Origin of the sequence: Pseudomonas sp. S09G 359, from assembly GCF_002843605.1 — a bacterium.
Taxonomy (GTDB): Bacteria; Pseudomonadota; Gammaproteobacteria; order Pseudomonadales; family Pseudomonadaceae; genus Aquipseudomonas.
In genome coordinates this window covers 1,789,282-1,805,904 of sequence record NZ_CP025263.1, presented here as the reverse complement: position 1 = coordinate 1,805,904, position 16,623 = coordinate 1,789,282, and the positions used below count along the sequence as shown (strand labels likewise).

Below are 16,623 nucleotides of genomic sequence, written 5' to 3'. Positions count from 1 at the left end.
GGCTATCTTTTTACCTGTTCCTTTCAACCCACACCAGATGAGCGACCTATGGACCAACGGATCTTGTCCTCCATAATTCCTTACCCTAAGGTAAGGCGTATCACGATGGAGATTTTCGATATGGCAACCGCCACACTGACCTCAAAAGGGCAAATCACCATTCCCATCCAAGTCAGGACTGCCCTGGGCCTGGAAACCGGGGACCGGGTTGAATTTGTCGAAATGGAAGACGGCAAGTTTTCCATGATTGCCGCGAGCAAAACCGTTCACGACCTCAAGGGGCTGATCCAAAAGCCCGTCAGGGCAGTCTCCATCGAGGACATGAACCGCGCCATTGCAACACAGGGAGCGAAAGCTGGATGATCGGCCTGGATACCAACGTTTTGGTGCGCTATGTGACCCAGGACGATCCGGTTCAATCCCCCAAGGCCTGCGAGTTGATCGAATCTTTCACCGCGTTTTCACCGGGGTTTGTCAGCCTGGTGTCGGTAGTCGAGTTGGTCTGGGTGTTACAGAGCTGCTACCAGTCAGCCAAGAGCGATGTGGTCACGGTACTCGAAACGCTACTGCGCACCCGCGAACTGACCATCGAACACGCTGAGGTCATCTGGCAGGCACTGCGACGATTTTCCGCCAACAAAGCCGACTTCGCCGACTGCCTGATCGAGCGCTGCGCCCACGCCGCCGGTTGCGAGTACACCGCCACCTTCGACCTCAATGCGGCCAAGGCTGCAGGCATGAAACGGCTGGCGTGAGTCGCAGCGTTGCGGCAAAGGGCAGGCTTTGGTAAAAACCGCATCTACCCCTTGATCGAGAGAAATCCCCACGTGCGTACGCTTCTTCTCGCCGCCTTGGTGATCGCGCCAACGTTCGCCCAGGCCAACACCATCACCTGGCCCGAACTGCCGCAAACCTGCTTTGTGAGCGGTCGCTCTGCCACCAGCCTGGATGTCGACAGCGGTTGTGCGGCGTTCCTGATCAATGTGAAAGGCCAGGCAGCAGGTACGCCGATCAAGCTGGATATTCCCCAGTACGCGATGCACATCGACGAAACCACTGGCAAAGAGACGCCGGTGATCATCATCCAGGCGGAAGAGAACGGCGAAATCAAGGCCGTGGGTTACCGGGAACTCGGCACCGACCAGCTCGGTGCCGCGCTGTTGCGCGAAGTTCGGTTATTGGGCACCCAGAAACCGGGCTAACCAGGGCTCAGCGAACCCAGCCACCGCCCTGCCAGTGGTAACCATCGTTGCGTTGCACCCAGTGCGGATGCACATAGCGATAGCCCTCGCGCACTGGCTCCCAATGGCCGTGAACCGCGACGTAACGGCCGCCGTCCCAACGCCAGTAACCGCGTGACCATACATAGCCGTAGCGCACCGGCGGCTCGACTTCGATCACTTGCACAGGCGGCGGTTGCGGCGCCACGACTTCTACATACTCACGTTGCACCGGCCTGCGCTCATGCACCACACGCTCTTGAACACACCCGGATGCCGCGACGACCACGGCCGCCAATGCTGCATAACGTAGCAACATACAAAACCCTCGGGCGCTGACGCCCACTACCTGCAAACCGGAAAAAATTCCCCCTTGTTACAGCCATGCTCCTGCTTGGCCTGGGTAAGTTTTAACAGGTGGTGTCTGTCAGCTTGCTGAACCCCAGGGCCTCAAGAAGCGCACACGACGGTCGGTCGCTTCAGGCGCAGCAGAATCAGCCCGGCCACCACGACCGCAATGCCGGCGTAGGTCGAACCTTGGATCACATCCCCAAACATCAAGGCCGCCCACACCAAGGTGACCGGTGGTTCCAGATAGACCAGCGCCGCCACGTGAGTCGCCGTCATTACGCGTAACAACATCCACAGGCTCAAATAGGCGACGAAGGTGGAGAACAGCGTGAGCCAGACAATTGAGATCAACACGTCAGCGTCGTGGGGAATACTCAACGTATCGGTGTAGATCACCGCGCCGGTAAAGCCGACCAGGGTCAGCAATGACTGAATAAACAGCGGCAACGCCAGGCCGGCGTTCTGGTCTTGTACGGTGCGGCGTTCATACACGATTGCCAACGTCAGCCCCAAGGCCGCGGCCAATGGCAGCAGGTACATGACCAAGCCAACGTTTTGGCCCGCGCTGGCGTATTGCCCGGCAATCACGATCGACACTCCGACAAAGCTGATCATCAACCCGAGCCACTGCCAGCCGCCACTGCGCTCAGCTGCGCTTCCCGTGGACAACGCCGCCGTCATCAACGGCTGAAGGGCCGCGATGATCGCAGCAATGCCAGGCGGCAAGCCGTTTTGGATAGCGACGTAGAGGCAACTCAGGTACAGGAACTGCGACAAAAAGCCGATGACGGCGTAATGACGAATCTGCGCCCAGGTAACCCTCAATAACCTGACATTGATAAACAGCCCCAGGCATATCGACACCAACAGGAAGCGCCAGAACAGCAGGTTAAACGCCCCACCGCCCTGGGTGCCTAACTTGGCGCCGATATAGCCGGAGCTCCATGACAGCACAAACGCCACCTGCAACAGCAGCAGCTTCAAGGTTGATCGCGGCATGAAGCCTCCAGTCAGTGTTCGTTGACTGAAAGGCTAAGGGGCGCGCATGATTCTGTATATTTGAATAACACGCACAACTAATCCCAAAAACAGGAATCATGGCTAAACAATTGAACATCGAGCTGTTGCGAACCTTCCACGCCGTGGCGCGCTTTGGGCGGTTCAATGAGGCCGCCGAGCATGTGCACCGCAGCGCGTCCACCGTGACCACGCAAATCCAAAAGCTGGAAAACCAGGTCGGCCAACGCCTGTTCAGTCGCAGCAACCAAGGCGTGGAATTGACGCTGTATGGCACCAAATTGTTGGGCGAAACCACTGAATTCCTCAAAAGCCACGACCGCCTGCTGATCTCCCTGATGCCCCAGCGCATGCAGGGCAAGATCCGCCTGGGAGTGCCAGACACCTATGCCCCCGCTTTCATGCAGGAATTCCTGCCACGGTTGATCGCCGACAACCCATTGCTGGAACTGGAAGTCGAAGCGCGCACCAGCGGTGAGCTGCTGAATTTGTTTATGGCAAATCGGCTGGACTTGGCGATCACCGTTACAGCGCACCCGTTGGCACAAGGCGAACGCTTGGGGCCTGTGCAGCCGCTGTGGGTCGCGGCCGAGCATTTCAGTTGCGCCGCCAATGGGGCGCTGCCCATCACCGTGCCGATCGCCGGCTGCCCGTATCGCGCAGCGGCGCTGCAGACGCTGAAAGACCACGGAATTTATCACCGGGTGTTGCTCGAAAGCCCTAACTCCACAGCCGTCGAAGCCTGTATTCGCAGCGGTGTAGCAGTAGGCCTGATCGAGGAAAGCCGCATGGGCAAAGGGCTGACGCAGGTAATCCCGGGTTTCACGTTACCGCCGCTGCCGGTTCACCATCTGTACCTGCTGTGCGATAGCAGCAATGCGCTGGCCTTGCACCTGTACGAGCAAGTCAGGCACGGGTTCCACATTTGATGGTTTACAAGGGGCCGAAACGCCCCAATACAGCGTCGACAAAACGCCGCAGCTTGGCGGTGCGCTGGCGGTTAGCCGTGTAGACGAGATGCATCTGCCGGCTCGGCGAATCAAAACCCGGCAGCACCCGTACCAGCTCGCCCTTGGCCAGCGCCGTGCGCAGAAAGTCTTCGGGGCCCAGGACGATGCCAAAACCATCCAGCGCGGCCGACATCAAGGCGCGGCTTTCATTGATCTGCAAACGGCTGGAGACCTGCACCTTGTGTGGGGTCGCCCCTTCGTAAAGTACCCATTCACGATCCGCTGGACGCGACCAGAAGGCGTAGCCCAGGCATTCGTGGTGTTCGAGGTCTGCCGGCGCCTGCGGCGTACCGCGTGCCGCCAGATAAGCCGGCGCCGCGCAGACCACCAGGCGATAAGGGGCGAGCGGCCGGGCAGTGAGGCCGTTGGTCGCCAGGGGGCCGATACGAAAGGCCGCCTCATAGCCCTCCTCCACCAGGTCGACGAAACGATCGGTCAGGTGCAAGTCGATTTCCACATCCGGGTTGTCGCGCAGAAAACCGGTAATCAACGGCATCAGGCTGTATGAGCCGAAAGTCACCGGGGCGGTAATTTTCAACTTGCCACGCGGGGTGTCATTCATGACCTGCGCAAGGGAGTCGGCAGCCTCGGCCTCCGTCAGTATGTGCTTGCAACGCTCGTAATACGCGTTACCCAACTCCGTCAGGCTTTGCCTGCGCGTGGTGCGGTTGAGCAAACGAGCGCCCAGGCGCTGCTCCAGCGCGGTGACATGTTTAGCCACCATCTGCGGCGACATATTCAAGCGCTCGGCGGCGCGCGCATAGGAACCCAACTCAGCCGCCGTCACAAACGCACTCATGCTGGATAGACGATCCACCATTCACCACTCCGAGTAATAACACCCACGCAAAAACGCTTATTTATCGCCAACTGGTTGCCAATCATCATAGCGGCTTCGCTCTTCTACAAGGAACAAGGCCATGCAGATTGGTGTGATAGGCGCAGGATTTATCGGGCGCGCCGTGGCGCAACTGGCGCTGGCCGCCGGGCACGAGGTGATGTTGAGCAACTCCCGTGGGCCACAGACGATGAGCAGAGTGCTGAGCGGCATACTCGGGGTGCAGGTGGGCACCTCCGAAGAGGCGGCCAGATTTGGCGATGTGGTACTCGTGGCGATTCCCCTGGAACATTACCGCAGCGTACCCGCGCACTGGCTTGAGGGTAAAACGGTGATGGACGCCAACAATTACTACCCCGTGCGCGATGGGCACATCCCAGAGCTGGACCGCTTTGAAACCACCACCAGCCGGCTGCTCGCCGAGCATTTGCCGCACTCACACGTGGTGAAAGTGTTCAATGCGATCTTCGCGCCAGACCTCACCGAGGATGCCCGCCCCCAAGGCGCAGCGGGTCGCCGAGCATTGCCGGTGGCGGCAGATGACGCAGCGGCCAAGGCGCAAGTGATCACGCTGCTCGACGAACTGGGATTCGATGCCGTGGATGCGGGCGGGCTGGATGAAAGCTGGCGGTTTGAACGGGCCAAGCCTGCGTATTGCGTCCCGCTCGATCAGGCAGGCTTGACGGCCGCGCTGGCGGCGGCCGAGCGCAGGGTTGAACTGCCTCCCGTGGCGCGAACGCATCGTCGCACCTGAACAACGGCCACAAAAAAGCCCGCTGACCGTTACCGGTTCAGCGGGCTTTTTATGGGTGTTGCTTACAGCGCCAGATCAGACGCCGGCTTGCTCGGCTCAGCCGCAGGCTTGGCAGCCTCGGTAGCCTTTGGAGCAGCGCCCTGTGGGATCACGGGCGGTGTAGGCAGCTGAAGGATGTTGGCGGTGTAGGCCCATTCCTTGGCAACAGCTTCTGGGCTGTCGTTCAGCTTGGTGCCGTAGCTAGGCACGATCTGGTGCAGCTTGGCCTGCCACTCAGGGGTCGCAACCTTGTCCTTGAACACTTTCTGCAGCACGGTCAGCATGATCGGAGCCGCGGTAGACGCGCCTGGCGATGCACCCAACAGACCTGCGATGGTGTTGTCGGCGGAGCTGACCACTTCGGTGCCGAGTTTCAGGACGCCGCCCTGCTCTTCGTCACGCTTGATGATCTGCACGCGCTGACCGGCTTGCCACAGACGCCAGTCTTCTTTCTTGGCGTTCGGGAAGTATTCTTGCAGGGCTTTGAAGCGGTCGTCGTCCGACAGCATCAGTTGACCGGCAAGGTACTCGACCAGTGGGTATTCACGAATACCGACTTTGGTCATTGGCCAGATGTTGTGGGTGGTGGTGCTGGTCAGCAGGTCCAGGTACGAGCCTTCCTTCAGGAACTTGGTCGAGAAGGTCGCGAATGGGCCAAACAGGATTACGCGCTTGCCATCCAGCACGCGGGTGTCCAGGTGCGGAACCGACATCGGTGGTGCGCCAACCGAAGCCTTACCGTAGGCCTTGGCCAGGTGCTGTTCGGCTACCGTTGGGTTATCGGTCACCAGGAACGAACCCCCTACCGGGAAGCCAGCGTATTCCTTAGCTTCTGGAATGCCCGACTTCTGCAGCAGGTGCAGAGCACCGCCGCCGGCGCCGATGAAGACGAACTTGGCGTCGGTTTCAGTCTTGGTGCCGTCTTTCAGGTTTTTGTAGCTGACACGCCACGAACCGTCGGCGTTCTTGGTGATGTCCTGCACTTCGCTCGACAGTTTCAGGTCGAACTTCGGCGTGGTCTGCAGGTGAGCGACGAACTGGCGGGTGATCTCGCCGAAGTTCATGTCGGTACCCAGCGGGCTCCAGGTGGCCGCGATTTTCTGGTTCGGGTCACGCCCTTCCATCATCAGCGGAACCCACTTGGCGATTTGCACCGGGTCTTCGGAGTACTGCATGCCAGCGAACAGCGGGCTGGCCTTCAGGGCTTCGTAGCGTTTTTTGAGGAACTTGATGTTGTCATCGCCCCACACGAAGCTCATGTGCGGTGTGGTGTTGATGAACGAACGTGGGTTCTTCAGTACGCCCTGCTGCACCTGCCAGGACCAGAACTGACGGGAGATCTGGAACGCTTCGTTGATTTCGACCGCTTTCGGGATCTCAACGTTGCCGTTCTTGTCTTCCGGGGTGTAGTTCAACTCAGCCAGGGCAGAGTGACCGGTACCGGCGTTGTTCCAACCGTTGGAGCTTTCTTCGGCCACGCCATCGAGACGCTCGACCATTTCCATCGACCAGTCCGGCTGCAGCTCATTGAGCCATACACCCAGGGTTGCACTCATGATGCCGCCGCCGATCAGCAGCACATCGACTTTCTTTGCCTCTTCCGCCTGAGCGGACGCTATCCCCAGCGACAAAGCCAGCCCCAGCAGGGCAGTGTTTACTTTTTTAAACATCAGTAGCACCTATGATAAAACGCCATCCGCCCTACCGCCCCCGATCATGGGCAACCGTCAATCACGCTGCGCCAGGCAACGCACCGCGGGGTTTGCACATTCACGTGAGGACCGCAGGGTGGGCACACAAGGCCGATATATCGACCTCACTTTTATGTCCCTTCTGCGCTGACTTCTTATCATTATTGGCTTCAGCTACCTGGGCGACAGCCAATCGCCGGGACGTATACGGGTGTACGTACCAGAGAGAGACTAGACCAAGACGGCGCGCAGAATATCACGGCAAACGGCCGTTATGCGCTGTTTGGCCAATTGACAGCGCTAAAACGCGGGTTTTAGCGCTCCAGTGTCAAGCCCGATAGGCGCGACCTGGGGTCACAGGGCCACAACCGGCACGGAACTCTGGCGTAAAAGGCTGTTCTAGACACCTTCGCCGCTGCTTGCGTAGCATCGGCGGCTCTCCTTCGTGCTATCCACTCCAACAGGGCTACCCATGACTATCCTGCAAACACCCGGGCACGTACTGCCTGCGCGCAGCGCAGCCAAAATGGAAGCGGCCATGGCCGTGGGCGCTTTTGCGATCGGCACCGGCGAATTCGCGATCATGGGCCTGATGCCCGACATCGCCCACAACCTGAACCTCAGCGAGCCGCAAGTGGGCCATGCCATCAGCGCCTACGCGCTGGGCGTGATGGTCGGGGCGCCGCTGCTGGCGATCCTCGGCGCCAAGCTGCTGCGCAAACACATGCTGCTGCTATTGATGGGCCTGTATGCCCTGGGCAACCTGGCCACGGCGTTCACGCCGACGTTCAGCTCGCTGGTGGCCTTCCGCTTTATCAGCGGCCTGCCCCATGGCGCCTACTTCGGCATTGCGGCTGTAGTGGCTTCGAGCATGGTGCCCACCGACAAACGTGCCGGCGCCGTCGCCCGGGTGATGATGGGGCTGACCCTGGCCATGCTGCTGGGCAACCCGATTGCCACCTTTCTCGGCCAATACCTGGGCTGGCGCTCGGCGTTTGCTTTGGTCAGCGCAATTGCCCTGTGCACTATCGCGCTGGTCTGGCAGTACGTTCCCGACCGCCGCGATGAACCGCGCAGCGACCCGCGCAAGGAACTGCGCGCGTTCACCAAGCCCCAGGTGTGGATGGCCCTGGCCATTGGCGCCATCGGCTTTGCCGGGATGTTCTGTGTGTTCAGCTACCTGGCACCGACGATGCTGGAAGTGACCCAAGTATCGCCACAGTGGATCCCGTTCGGGCTCGCCGCGTTTGGCGTCGGCGGGATCATCGGCAACATCGCCGGCGGCAAGCTGTTTGATCGCCTGCAATTTCGTGCGGTGGGCTTGATCCTGGTGTGGTCGATGGCGGTATTGGTGTTCTTCCCCTTTGCCGCGGGATCACTCTGGGGTGTGCTGCTGGGTATCGGTCTGGTCGGCACCATGGTGTCGCTGGCCGCACCGCTGCAAATCCGCCTGATGGATATCGCCCACGAGGCCCCGAGCCTGGCGGCAGCGTCCAACCACGCAGCATTCAACCTGGCTAACGCGCTGGGCCCATGGTTTGGCGGCATGGCGATTACGGCAGGGCTGGGATGGACGAGCACCGGGTATATCGGTGCGGCGACGGCGCTGGTCGGGCTAGGCGTCTACCTGATAGCGCGACGGATGCAGGGCGGCCATTGAATGACGGGGGCAGAGAAACCTGCCCCATTACGATATGACACGCATGAACGATTGTAGTCTCGACGTGATCATATGCAGGTAACTGAGCATTACCCGATACAACAAACAGGAATTATTCTCAGCTGAACCGCTCAGGAATAAAAAATACTGTATTGCGGCTTTTTCTCTACAATCCGAGAACGCAAAGAAAGGAATTTTTCGTGAGCATTAGAACAAACTCGACACCCCGCCCCGCTGATGACGAAATAGATTTGGTTCCACTGCTCCACGCCCTGTGGTCCAGCAAAAAAACCGTGATAGCCACAACAGTTGCCGGTGCAGCTATTTCGTTTGCGATCAGTGCAGCCGCGCCAGAACAATGGAGCGCCAGCGCTTACATTACCAAGTCGTCGCTTTACAGCTTATATAACGGCGTGAAAGAACAGTACGCGAACACCTCGGTAAGCCCGCCACCGCTGGAAACCAAACTCTATAGCTCGATACAAAACGATATGTTCTATACCGCCATGGGCGTGATGACGGCGAACGCCATTACGTTGAGGGAGACGGCACCCAAGTCCGGCAATAACGAACCTGTTATATATATCGCGTCGACGACGGCCGTAACTGAGGACCAGGCGAGGGCACAGCTGAAATCAGTGCTGGACAGCGCCAACACGGACGCTATCAACCTTAACTTGCCCGCCTTGGCCGCCGGCAATAGCGTCCGGGCCTTTAACACGCTGGACGAAGTAAAAGTCGCCAATAGCAAAAACCCGAAAAAGTTTTTATTACTCGGCGCTTTCCTGGGACTTATTTTAGGCAGTTCATTTGTGATCGGCCGGTTTCTCATGCAGCGCTACAAACAAAACAATCAGGCTTGATGCAACTTATAGAAACTCATCAGCCAACAAATAAACAATACAGACCAAGGATGCGGCAATAAAAACGATAAACAATTTCACGGAAAATGTTGTTTTCATTAATAACACTTTAAAAAATAAAATAATGGCCTAGAGCCATTATTGCACCGTGCAAGTCTTTTTTCACAACATTTTTTTGCTGCCCACTGCGCGGCAACCTTCCGCAAGACCCCACAAAGCCACTCACTGAGCGAAGACTTTGTCAATACGGGAAAACCATTAGCCCGCATCAGATGACAATAATTTCATTTCCGTTCAGGTTAGGTTCAGGTTGGATCCAATAGCTACAGCATGTAACATGTCTGTAATATTTTTCTGACATGACAAGGACGTGTTTTGAGCTTTCCTGACAGCAGCGTGCTGCAAAACTTTCCCTCTACACTGACCCATCGCAACGCTACGGTTTTCACTACACGCCGTACCGACGAGAGTGCACAGCAAGCGATTCAGGACCTGATCGACACGCGCCATCAGATGAAAGACCGCATCAGCGCACCGCTGAAAGGGATGGAGAACAACCTGTTCGCTAAATCCCAACCGCTCGACAGCCTCCGGCCAAAATTAAGAGTCACCTTCGGGCGCGCCAAGCGTGACGGCACATTCGACTGGCCGGTCGAAGAAGTCATCAACACCTTCGGCGCCCAGAAGCGCGGCGCCCCGGTTGCCGGCCTCTACGGCTTCGGCTACAGAAAATCGGCACTGGGCCTGATCCAGGAATTCTTCATTTTCACCGAGATGCTCGATGGCTACGTCAGCGGTCTTGAGTGGCTCAACCAGGCGCGCGACATTCAAAGCCTGATCAAGGTCTCGTTCAAATTGCTGCACTCCCTGCACAGCAAGGGCGTCGTCCATATGGACTTCTGGGCCAACAACGTGATGATCGACCCGAAGCAGCCCGCAACGGCCAAGGCCATCGACCTGGAAAACTGCTTCCTCAGTTCAACGGACTACCTGAGCGAGGTACTGGCGTTTCAGTTCGGGTTCTATTACCGGCGCGAGGTTTTTCGGTTCGTGATCGAGAAGGAATACGACCAGATGGTGCTGGAGGAACTGGCTAAATACGACGGCATCGATCGTGCGCGTTTCGACGAGATGTACGCGGCAAGCAAACACGAAAACATCAGCCGCCGCGCACGCCGGGAAATTTTTCACAAAGGCACCGTTGTTACCGGCTAACCCCTGTCCTTGCGGCAGGCAGCCAGCTCCCGCCGGGCTGCGCAGCGGCCCCACTTGCAATCAATCGTCGTGCAGCAAGCCCGAGCTGTACTGACTGAAGCTGCTGCCAATCGCACTGCCGCCAAAACTTACTTTAGTGGCGTTATTGCCAGCGCTGTGCCCATCAAACGACTGGCACCCCTCAGAGAAACACGTACTGCTGCTCATACCGGAACAGGCACTCAATAGCAGCGCGCTTGTAATCATCACGACTTTAGCGAGATTCAAGACCATTTCAGTTTCCCCTGAGCCAGAGACGCGGGCGTCGCCTCTTGCGAGTGATCGTAGCCCGCAAAGACATCGGGAATTATGAAACCTGGAGGCGAGACAGGCGTGGTTCAGGTTGCCGCCTATGGGTAAGGCGGTCGGGTTGTTTGTCAGGCTGCAGTCGATATCGCCCGGCTTGAGTCCGAACCCGCCCCACACCCCAGATACATCCCTGATAAACTGCACCATTCGCCTCGCTGACTCAGATTCCCATGTCCTTTCAAACCGCCCCACTCTCCCGCCGCTTCTCCGTCGCCCCGATGATGGACTGGACCGACCGCCACTGCCGGTTCTTCCTACGCCTGCTGTCCAAACACGCCCTGCTCTACACCGAAATGGTCACCACCGGCGCTATCCTCCATGGCGATCACGACCGCTTCCTGCGCCACAACGAGGCCGAGCATCCGCTTGCGCTGCAGTTGGGCGGCAGTGTGCCGGCGGATTTGGCCGCGTGCGCGCGCATGGCCGAGGCGGCGGGGTATGACGAGGTGAACCTGAATGTGGGCTGCCCGAGCGACCGGGTGCAGAACAATATGATCGGCGCGATCCTGATGGCGCATCCGGCTTTAGTGGCCGACTGCGTGAAAGCCATGCGCGATGCGGTGTCGATTCCGGTGACGGTCAAGCATCGTATCGGCATCAATGGCCGCGACAGTTATGCCGAGCTGTGTGATTTTGTCGGCCAGGTGAAGGACGCGGGTTGCACCAGTTTTACCGTGCATGCGCGAATTGCGATTCTGGAGGGGTTGTCGCCGAAGGAGAATCGCGACATTCCACCGTTGCGTTATGACGTGGCGGCGCAGTTGAAGCAGGATTTTGCCGAGTTGGAGATTATTCTCAACGGCGGGATCAAGACGCTGGAGCAGTGCCATGAGCATTTGCAGGCGTTTGACGGGGTGATGCTGGGCCGCGAGGCTTATCACAATCCGTATCTGCTGGCAGAGGTGGACCAGCAGTTGTTTGGCAGCACGCAGCCGGTGATCAGCCGGGCTGAAGCGCTGGCGCAATTGCGACCTTATATTGCCGAGCATCTGGCGACGGGCGGCTCGATGCACCACATCACACGCCATGTGCTGGGGTTGGGCACGGGGTTCCCGGGGGCGCGCAAGTTTCGGCAGTTGTTGTCGGTGGATATTCATAAAGCCACTGACCCTTTGGCGCTGCTGGATCAGGCTGGGGCTTTGTTGGAAGGGCGCTAGCGGAGCCGGGATTTTTTGGGGCTGCTGCGCAGACCAACGGGAGCAAGCTCCCTCGCCACAGGGGTTGAGGCTGGCCTCAGGCTATTCGGTTGAACCTGTCAGTCGTTTTGCCCTCCTATTTAGCGCCAAGGCCGGGGATTCAAACGGCTGTTTTCAGGTTGTTGCCCTCGCAAACGATCGAACGCATTTGCGCCCTTGAGCGCCTGCAGGCGCTCGGGTAATGTCATCAGACCCATAGGACAGAGCACGCCCATGACTTCCAAGCTGGAACAACTCAAGCAGTTCACCACCGTAGTAGCGGATACCGGCGACTTTTCCACCCTCGCCAAGCTCAAGCCGCAAGACGCCACCACCAACCCTTCCCTGCTGCTCAAGGCTGCCTCTATCCCGGGCTATGCCAAGCTGCTGGAAGAATGCGTGCAGGATTGCAACGGTGATGTTGGCCTGGCCAGCGACCGCTTTGCGGTGGCAGTGGGTCAAGAGATCTTGAAAGTGGTACCAGGGCGCATCTCCACCGAAGTGGATGCCCGCCTGTCATTCGACACCGACGCCGTACTCAAGCGCGCGCACCGTCTGATCGACTTGTATGAAAAGGCCGGCGTAGGCCGTGACCGCGTGCTGATCAAGATCGCCGCCACCTGGGAAGGCATCCGCGCCGCAGAGAAGCTGGAAAAAGAAGGCATCCAGACCAACCTGACCCTGCTGTTTTCCTTCGCCCAGGCCGTGGCCTGCGCGGAAGTCGGCGTGTTCCTGATCTCGCCGTTCGTGGGCCGTATCTACGACTGGTACAAGAAGGCCAACGGCAACGACTACACCGGTGCCGATGATCCGGGCGTGCAGTCCGTGACGCGCATCTACAACTACTACAAGGCCAATGGCTACAAGACCGTGGTGATGGGTGCGAGCTTCCGCAACCTCAGCCAGATCGAAGAACTGGCCGGTTGCGATCGCCTGACCATCAGCCCGGACCTGCTGGAGAAGCTGGCGGCGGATGAAGGCAAGCTGGAGCGCAAGCTGTCGCCAGGCCATGCGGGTGAAGCGCGGGTGCATTTGACTGAAGCGCAGTTCCGTTGGGAGTCCAACGAAGATGCGATGGCCACCGAGAAGCTGGCCGAAGGCATCCGTCAGTTTGCTCGGGACCAGGAGAAGCTGGAGGCGTTGCTGACTGCCAAGCTGTAAGGCAAGCGACGACAAAAAGGGCGGTACCCTCGCGGGTACCGCCCTTTTTTGTGTTTCGCTGTTCTCAAGCCGAACTCAGCACACAGTGTGGGAGCGGGCTTGCTCGCGAATGCGGTGGGTTAGTCATGAGTTTGCTGACTGACACGCCGCATTCGCGAGCAAGCCCCCTCCCACATTTGGATTGTCTTTCAACTGGGGCTTAGTGGCGTTCCAGCGCATTCACGAGGTCATGGAACGCTTCGCGATTGGACTCGTTCAGGCCCATCAGGATCTTGTGCGCTTCCAGCACCTTGACCCGCACCACTTCCTCGGACTGGTCCTGGGACGGCAGGTCGGTCAGGCATTCCGGGCAAGGGATAGGGCGATCAACGATGTTGAACACCTGGTCAAAGCCCATGGATTGCAGCAGACGGGTGATGTCTTCGTGGGTGGTGACGACCGTTGGCAACAGGCCGACCTTCTGCCGAGACAGAATGGACAACTTGGCCAGCAGGCCAAGGGTGGTGCTATCGATGCTGCGGGTTTCAGTCAGATCGATCACGATCGCCGAAAAATTCAACGCTGTGAAAATCCGCTCAATCGTCGCATCCAGCGCCGAACACAAGGTCAGGCGCACTTCACCGACAAATTTCAGGACGAAAGTCCCGTCTTGCTCGGCGAATTGGATTCTTCCGGTACTCATCAAAGATTCCTGCTCAACACCAATAGGGCGATATCATCCGGCATCTCCCCTAGCGTGGCCAATCCAAAAACCTGCCGCAGGCCATCCAGGCTGCCGCCCGCCGACTTGACCTTTTGGGGCAAGGCGGCTTCCTTCTCTTTGAGTGTAGGCTCTGGAAGAAGGTCCAGGATGCCATCGGACATCAGTGTAAGGCTGAATGTCGGTGGCAGCTCCAGAATGTGGTCTTCGTAGGTGGCTTCATTGAACAAGCCCACGGGCAGACCACGTCCTTCCAGGTAGCGCACACTGTCAGGAGTGTACAAAACCGGCATCGGCAGGTGACCGCCAATGCTGTAGGTCAAAAGACCGGTTTCTTCGTCAATCACGCCGCCCACCATCGTTACGTGCTTGCCCAGCTTGCAGCTGATCAGGCCTCGGTTGATGTGGCCCAGCACCTCGGAGGGGGTGAACTCCGGCAAGGTGCCATTGCGTTTGGATTCGAACAACAACCGTGTGGTCATGAACTTCAACAACACGGTGACAAAAGCAGAGGAAGCCCCATGGCCGGACACGTCGGCCAAGTAGAACGCGACGCGGCGCTCATCAACGCGGAAGTAGTCGACAAAATCACCCGACAGGTACAACGACGGGATGATCTGGTGCGCGAACTTGAACTCGTCGATGCTCCACGGGCTGACCGGCAGCATGTTCATCTGCACCTGGCGACCGGCGTTCTGGTCTTCCTGCAGCAGGTTCAGGCTGGCTTCGAGTTCGCGGTTGGCGGTTTCGAGCTTTTCGCGGTAACGCTGGTTTTCTACCAGCAGGCGTGCACGATCCAGGGCACGGCGCACCGAGTGCTCCAGCACTGCAAGGTCTTCCAGGGGTTTGATCAGGTAGTCGGCGGCGCCCAGGCGCAGGGCCTCGACGGCATCGTTCATCACCCCGGCGCCGGACACGACAATCACCGGCGTCTGCGGCGCACGCTCGGTCACCTGGCGAATCAGCTCCAAGCCGCCCATCTGGGGCATGCGCAGATCGCAGATCACGAGGTCGGGCTGGTCGCGCTCGAACACCTGGAGACCCTGTTGGCCATTACTGGCCTGCAGGACGCTGAAGCCACTGTCTTCCAAATAGGCCGCGAGGCTCGCGCGCACTACTTCGTCGTCATCGATTATCAGCAGCGTGGCACTGGTTTTTTGCATGTGGGCAAACGGCGCCAGAATTAGGTTGGCGTAGGTGGCTCGGCAATGGCCGGGCTCACATACTGGATTCGCTTTCTAGCCTCTCTGTCCTACAAAGCATGGGTTGTTTACCCACGCACAACGGTAAAGCAGAGGTGCCCTTCTAAGGCGCAGACGGTACTCCCATCCGACAGGGGTTTCAAGCTCATGCCGATGGTCGCCGGGCGTCTTTACACGGCAAATCACTGGGAGTTATAAGAACAGGCACGACCACAACACAAAGTAAGGATGGAACCTGTGAGCGAGCACGAGCGCGACTACGCCGAAAAACGCGACTTCATCCGCATGCGAGTGGATGCCGACGTGTCACTGATCCACGCCGGGCAAGAGATTGCCGGGGTTTGCGTGGACCTTTCCAGCTCCGGGATGCAGGTACAGGCGCCTCGCCAGTTCCAGGTGGGCGACCAACTGACCGTGCGCATCGATTCAGAGCACGCCGCCCTCAAGGGCCTGGAGGCGGACACCGAAGTGGTCTGGACCAAGGCCACCGGTGCAGACCAGCACTTGGGCCTCAAGATCCTGAAAATGCGCTGAAAACCGCGCATGAAAAAGGCGACCGCTAGGGTCGCCTTTTTTCATTTCAAAGTGTCACGGCTTAAAAGTCGTCGACGACCTTGCCATCCTTGACCTTGAACTCGCGGTTCTGCAGGTAGGCGTTGCGGATAAAGGTGTACTTGTCACCGGTGATCAACTTCTCGCTGTCGAGCAAGCTGGCACGGGTGTCGACGATGTTCAGGCCGAAGGTGCTGTTGCGCCAGCCAATATCGTTCATGTAGCGGTACGGCTGGGTGTAGCTGTCCACGTACTTGGACGGCGCGTCACGCACGGTGCTTGGACCCAGCAGCGGCAACATCACGTAAGGACCGCTGCCAACGCCCCAGTAGCCGAGGGTCTGGCCGAAGTCTTCGTCGCTGCGCTGCAGCCCCATTTTGGTGCCTACATCGATAAAGCCGAGCACACCGAAGGTGGTGTTCATCAGCAGACGCGCAGTGTCTACCCCCGCCGCATGCGGCTTGAGCTGCAGCACGTTGTTGGCCAGGTTGCCGACATCGCCGATATTGCGGAAGAAGTTGTGAACGCCGTCCTGCACGAATTGCGGGGTCACGAACTGATAGCCTTGGGCCAATGGCTTGAGGGCGTAGGTATCAACGGTATCGTTAAAGGTGAAGATCGGACGGTTGACGCTTTCCCACGGGTCATCTTCCGATGCAGCCTGGGCAGCGAATGGGGCCAGCAGGACGGTGGCACACACCGACAGCTGAGCGAAGTAATGGCTCCAGCGCATAGCTTTTGCTCCTTGAATGGTCTGTCATGGGCGCTATGCCCTGAATAAGGTGATCAGTATATGACGGAAGTGTTGAATTAGGCAGCATGCAGGA

At 58.6% G+C, this 16,623-nt stretch carries 19 protein-coding genes; 11 read left to right on the top strand and 8 right to left on the bottom strand.

The genetic code is table 11. The features are described 5' to 3' along the window. Window positions 1–105 precede the first annotated feature (105 nt). The 3 genes from CXQ82_RS08210 to CXQ82_RS08200 all read left to right on the top strand — a co-directional run bounded on the left by CXQ82_RS08210 (window position 106) and on the right by CXQ82_RS08200 (window position 1,202). On the top strand, window positions 106–363 hold the full coding sequence (locus CXQ82_RS08210; RefSeq protein ID WP_101273741.1) for an AbrB/MazE/SpoVT family DNA-binding domain-containing protein: 258 nt from the start codon (window positions 106–108) through the stop codon (window positions 361–363). Next, window positions 360–755, top strand: coding sequence for a PIN domain-containing protein (locus CXQ82_RS08205; protein ID WP_101267780.1), 396 nt, complete (start codon window positions 360–362; stop codon window positions 753–755). The genes CXQ82_RS08210 and CXQ82_RS08205 overlap by 4 nt, the downstream gene beginning before the upstream one ends. Window positions 756–827: 72 nt before the next feature. Further along, window positions 828–1,202 carry a hypothetical protein gene (locus CXQ82_RS08200; protein WP_101267778.1) on the top strand — a complete coding sequence of 125 codons (375 nt, stop codon included), beginning with the start codon at window positions 828–830 and terminating at the stop codon, window positions 1,200–1,202. A 7-nt stretch (window positions 1,203–1,209) separates the two neighbouring features. Here the strand turns inward: CXQ82_RS08200 and CXQ82_RS08195 are convergent, their stop codons facing one another. Beyond that, a complete protein-coding gene (locus CXQ82_RS08195; protein WP_065874885.1) occupies window positions 1,210–1,539 on the bottom strand; it encodes a YXWGXW repeat-containing protein in 330 nt (109 codons plus the stop codon). Window positions 1,540–1,670: 131 nt separating this feature from the next. Further along, window positions 1,671–2,570, bottom strand: coding sequence for a DMT family transporter (locus CXQ82_RS08190; protein ID WP_101267776.1), 900 nt, complete (start codon window positions 2,568–2,570; stop codon window positions 1,671–1,673). 98 nt (window positions 2,571–2,668) lie between these two features. Here CXQ82_RS08190 and CXQ82_RS08185 point away from each other — a divergent pair, with 98 nt between their 5' ends. Beyond that, entirely contained in the window at window positions 2,669–3,517 is an 849-nt protein-coding gene (locus tag CXQ82_RS08185; RefSeq protein ID WP_101267775.1) for a LysR substrate-binding domain-containing protein, read from the top strand. Window positions 3,518–3,521: 4 nt separating this feature from the next. Here CXQ82_RS08185 and CXQ82_RS08180 read toward each other — a convergent pair whose 3' ends face one another. Then, on the bottom strand, window positions 3,522–4,418 hold the full coding sequence (locus tag CXQ82_RS08180) for a LysR family transcriptional regulator (protein WP_101267773.1): 897 nt from the start codon (window positions 4,416–4,418) through the stop codon (window positions 3,522–3,524). 100 nt (window positions 4,419–4,518) lie between these two features. Between CXQ82_RS08180 and CXQ82_RS08175 the strand changes: the two genes are divergently transcribed. After that, complete coding sequence (locus CXQ82_RS08175) at window positions 4,519–5,190, top strand: NADPH-dependent F420 reductase (protein ID WP_101267771.1); 672 nt, start codon at window positions 4,519–4,521, stop codon at window positions 5,188–5,190. 62 nt (window positions 5,191–5,252) lie between these two features. Here the strand turns inward: CXQ82_RS08175 and mqo are convergent, their stop codons facing one another. Continuing rightward, window positions 5,253–6,899: a malate dehydrogenase (quinone) gene (gene mqo, locus CXQ82_RS08170; RefSeq protein WP_101267769.1), complete on the bottom strand. Its 1,647-nt coding sequence runs from the start codon at window positions 6,897–6,899 to the stop codon at window positions 5,253–5,255. A gap of 493 nt (window positions 6,900–7,392) precedes the next feature. Here mqo and CXQ82_RS08165 point away from each other — a divergent pair, with 493 nt between their 5' ends. The 3 genes from CXQ82_RS08165 to CXQ82_RS08155 all read left to right on the top strand — a co-directional run bounded on the left by CXQ82_RS08165 (window position 7,393) and on the right by CXQ82_RS08155 (window position 10,658). Next, on the top strand, window positions 7,393–8,580 hold the full coding sequence (locus CXQ82_RS08165) for an MFS transporter (protein ID WP_101267767.1): 1,188 nt from the start codon (window positions 7,393–7,395) through the stop codon (window positions 8,578–8,580). 200 nt (window positions 8,581–8,780) lie between these two features. Beyond that, a complete protein-coding gene (locus CXQ82_RS08160) occupies window positions 8,781–9,443 on the top strand; it encodes a Wzz/FepE/Etk N-terminal domain-containing protein (RefSeq protein WP_101267765.1) in 663 nt (220 codons plus the stop codon). A gap of 375 nt (window positions 9,444–9,818) precedes the next feature. Beyond that, window positions 9,819–10,658, top strand: coding sequence for a lipopolysaccharide kinase InaA family protein (locus tag CXQ82_RS08155; protein WP_101267763.1), 840 nt, complete (start codon window positions 9,819–9,821; stop codon window positions 10,656–10,658). Between the two features lie 60 nt (window positions 10,659–10,718). On the opposite strand, the gene CXQ82_RS31560 is transcribed toward CXQ82_RS08155, so the two are convergent. After that, entirely contained in the window at window positions 10,719–10,931 is a 213-nt protein-coding gene (locus CXQ82_RS31560) for a hypothetical protein (protein ID WP_101273740.1), read from the bottom strand. 245 nt (window positions 10,932–11,176) lie between these two features. Between CXQ82_RS31560 and dusA the strand changes: the two genes are divergently transcribed. Both dusA and tal read left to right on the top strand, forming a co-directional pair. Beyond that, on the top strand, window positions 11,177–12,163 hold the full coding sequence (gene dusA / locus CXQ82_RS08145; protein WP_101267761.1) for a tRNA dihydrouridine(20/20a) synthase DusA: 987 nt from the start codon (window positions 11,177–11,179) through the stop codon (window positions 12,161–12,163). Between the two features lie 252 nt (window positions 12,164–12,415). After that, on the top strand, window positions 12,416–13,342 hold the full coding sequence (gene tal, locus CXQ82_RS08140; protein ID WP_101267759.1) for a transaldolase: 927 nt from the start codon (window positions 12,416–12,418) through the stop codon (window positions 13,340–13,342). A 199-nt stretch (window positions 13,343–13,541) separates the two neighbouring features. On the opposite strand, the gene rssC is transcribed toward tal, so the two are convergent. Both rssC and rssB read right to left on the bottom strand, forming a co-directional pair. After that, window positions 13,542–14,024 carry an anti-sigma factor antagonist RssC gene (gene rssC / locus CXQ82_RS08135; RefSeq protein ID WP_003172602.1) on the bottom strand — a complete coding sequence of 161 codons (483 nt, stop codon included), beginning with the start codon at window positions 14,022–14,024 and terminating at the stop codon, window positions 13,542–13,544. Beyond that, window positions 14,024–15,205 (bottom strand): two-component system response regulator RssB, encoded by a 1,182-nt coding sequence (rssB, locus tag CXQ82_RS08130; protein ID WP_101267757.1) that lies wholly within the window; start codon window positions 15,203–15,205, stop codon window positions 14,024–14,026. Before rssB ends, rssC begins: the two co-directional genes overlap by 1 nt. Before the next feature lie 276 nt (window positions 15,206–15,481). Between rssB and CXQ82_RS08120 the strand changes: the two genes are divergently transcribed. Beyond that, window positions 15,482–15,778, top strand: a complete 297-nt coding sequence (locus CXQ82_RS08120) for a PilZ domain-containing protein (protein WP_101267752.1) — start codon at window positions 15,482–15,484, stop codon at window positions 15,776–15,778. 61 nt (window positions 15,779–15,839) lie between these two features. Here the strand turns inward: CXQ82_RS08120 and CXQ82_RS08115 are convergent, their stop codons facing one another. Then, window positions 15,840–16,529 (bottom strand): VacJ family lipoprotein, encoded by a 690-nt coding sequence (locus tag CXQ82_RS08115; RefSeq protein ID WP_101267750.1) that lies wholly within the window; start codon window positions 16,527–16,529, stop codon window positions 15,840–15,842. Window positions 16,530–16,623 lie beyond the last annotated feature (94 nt).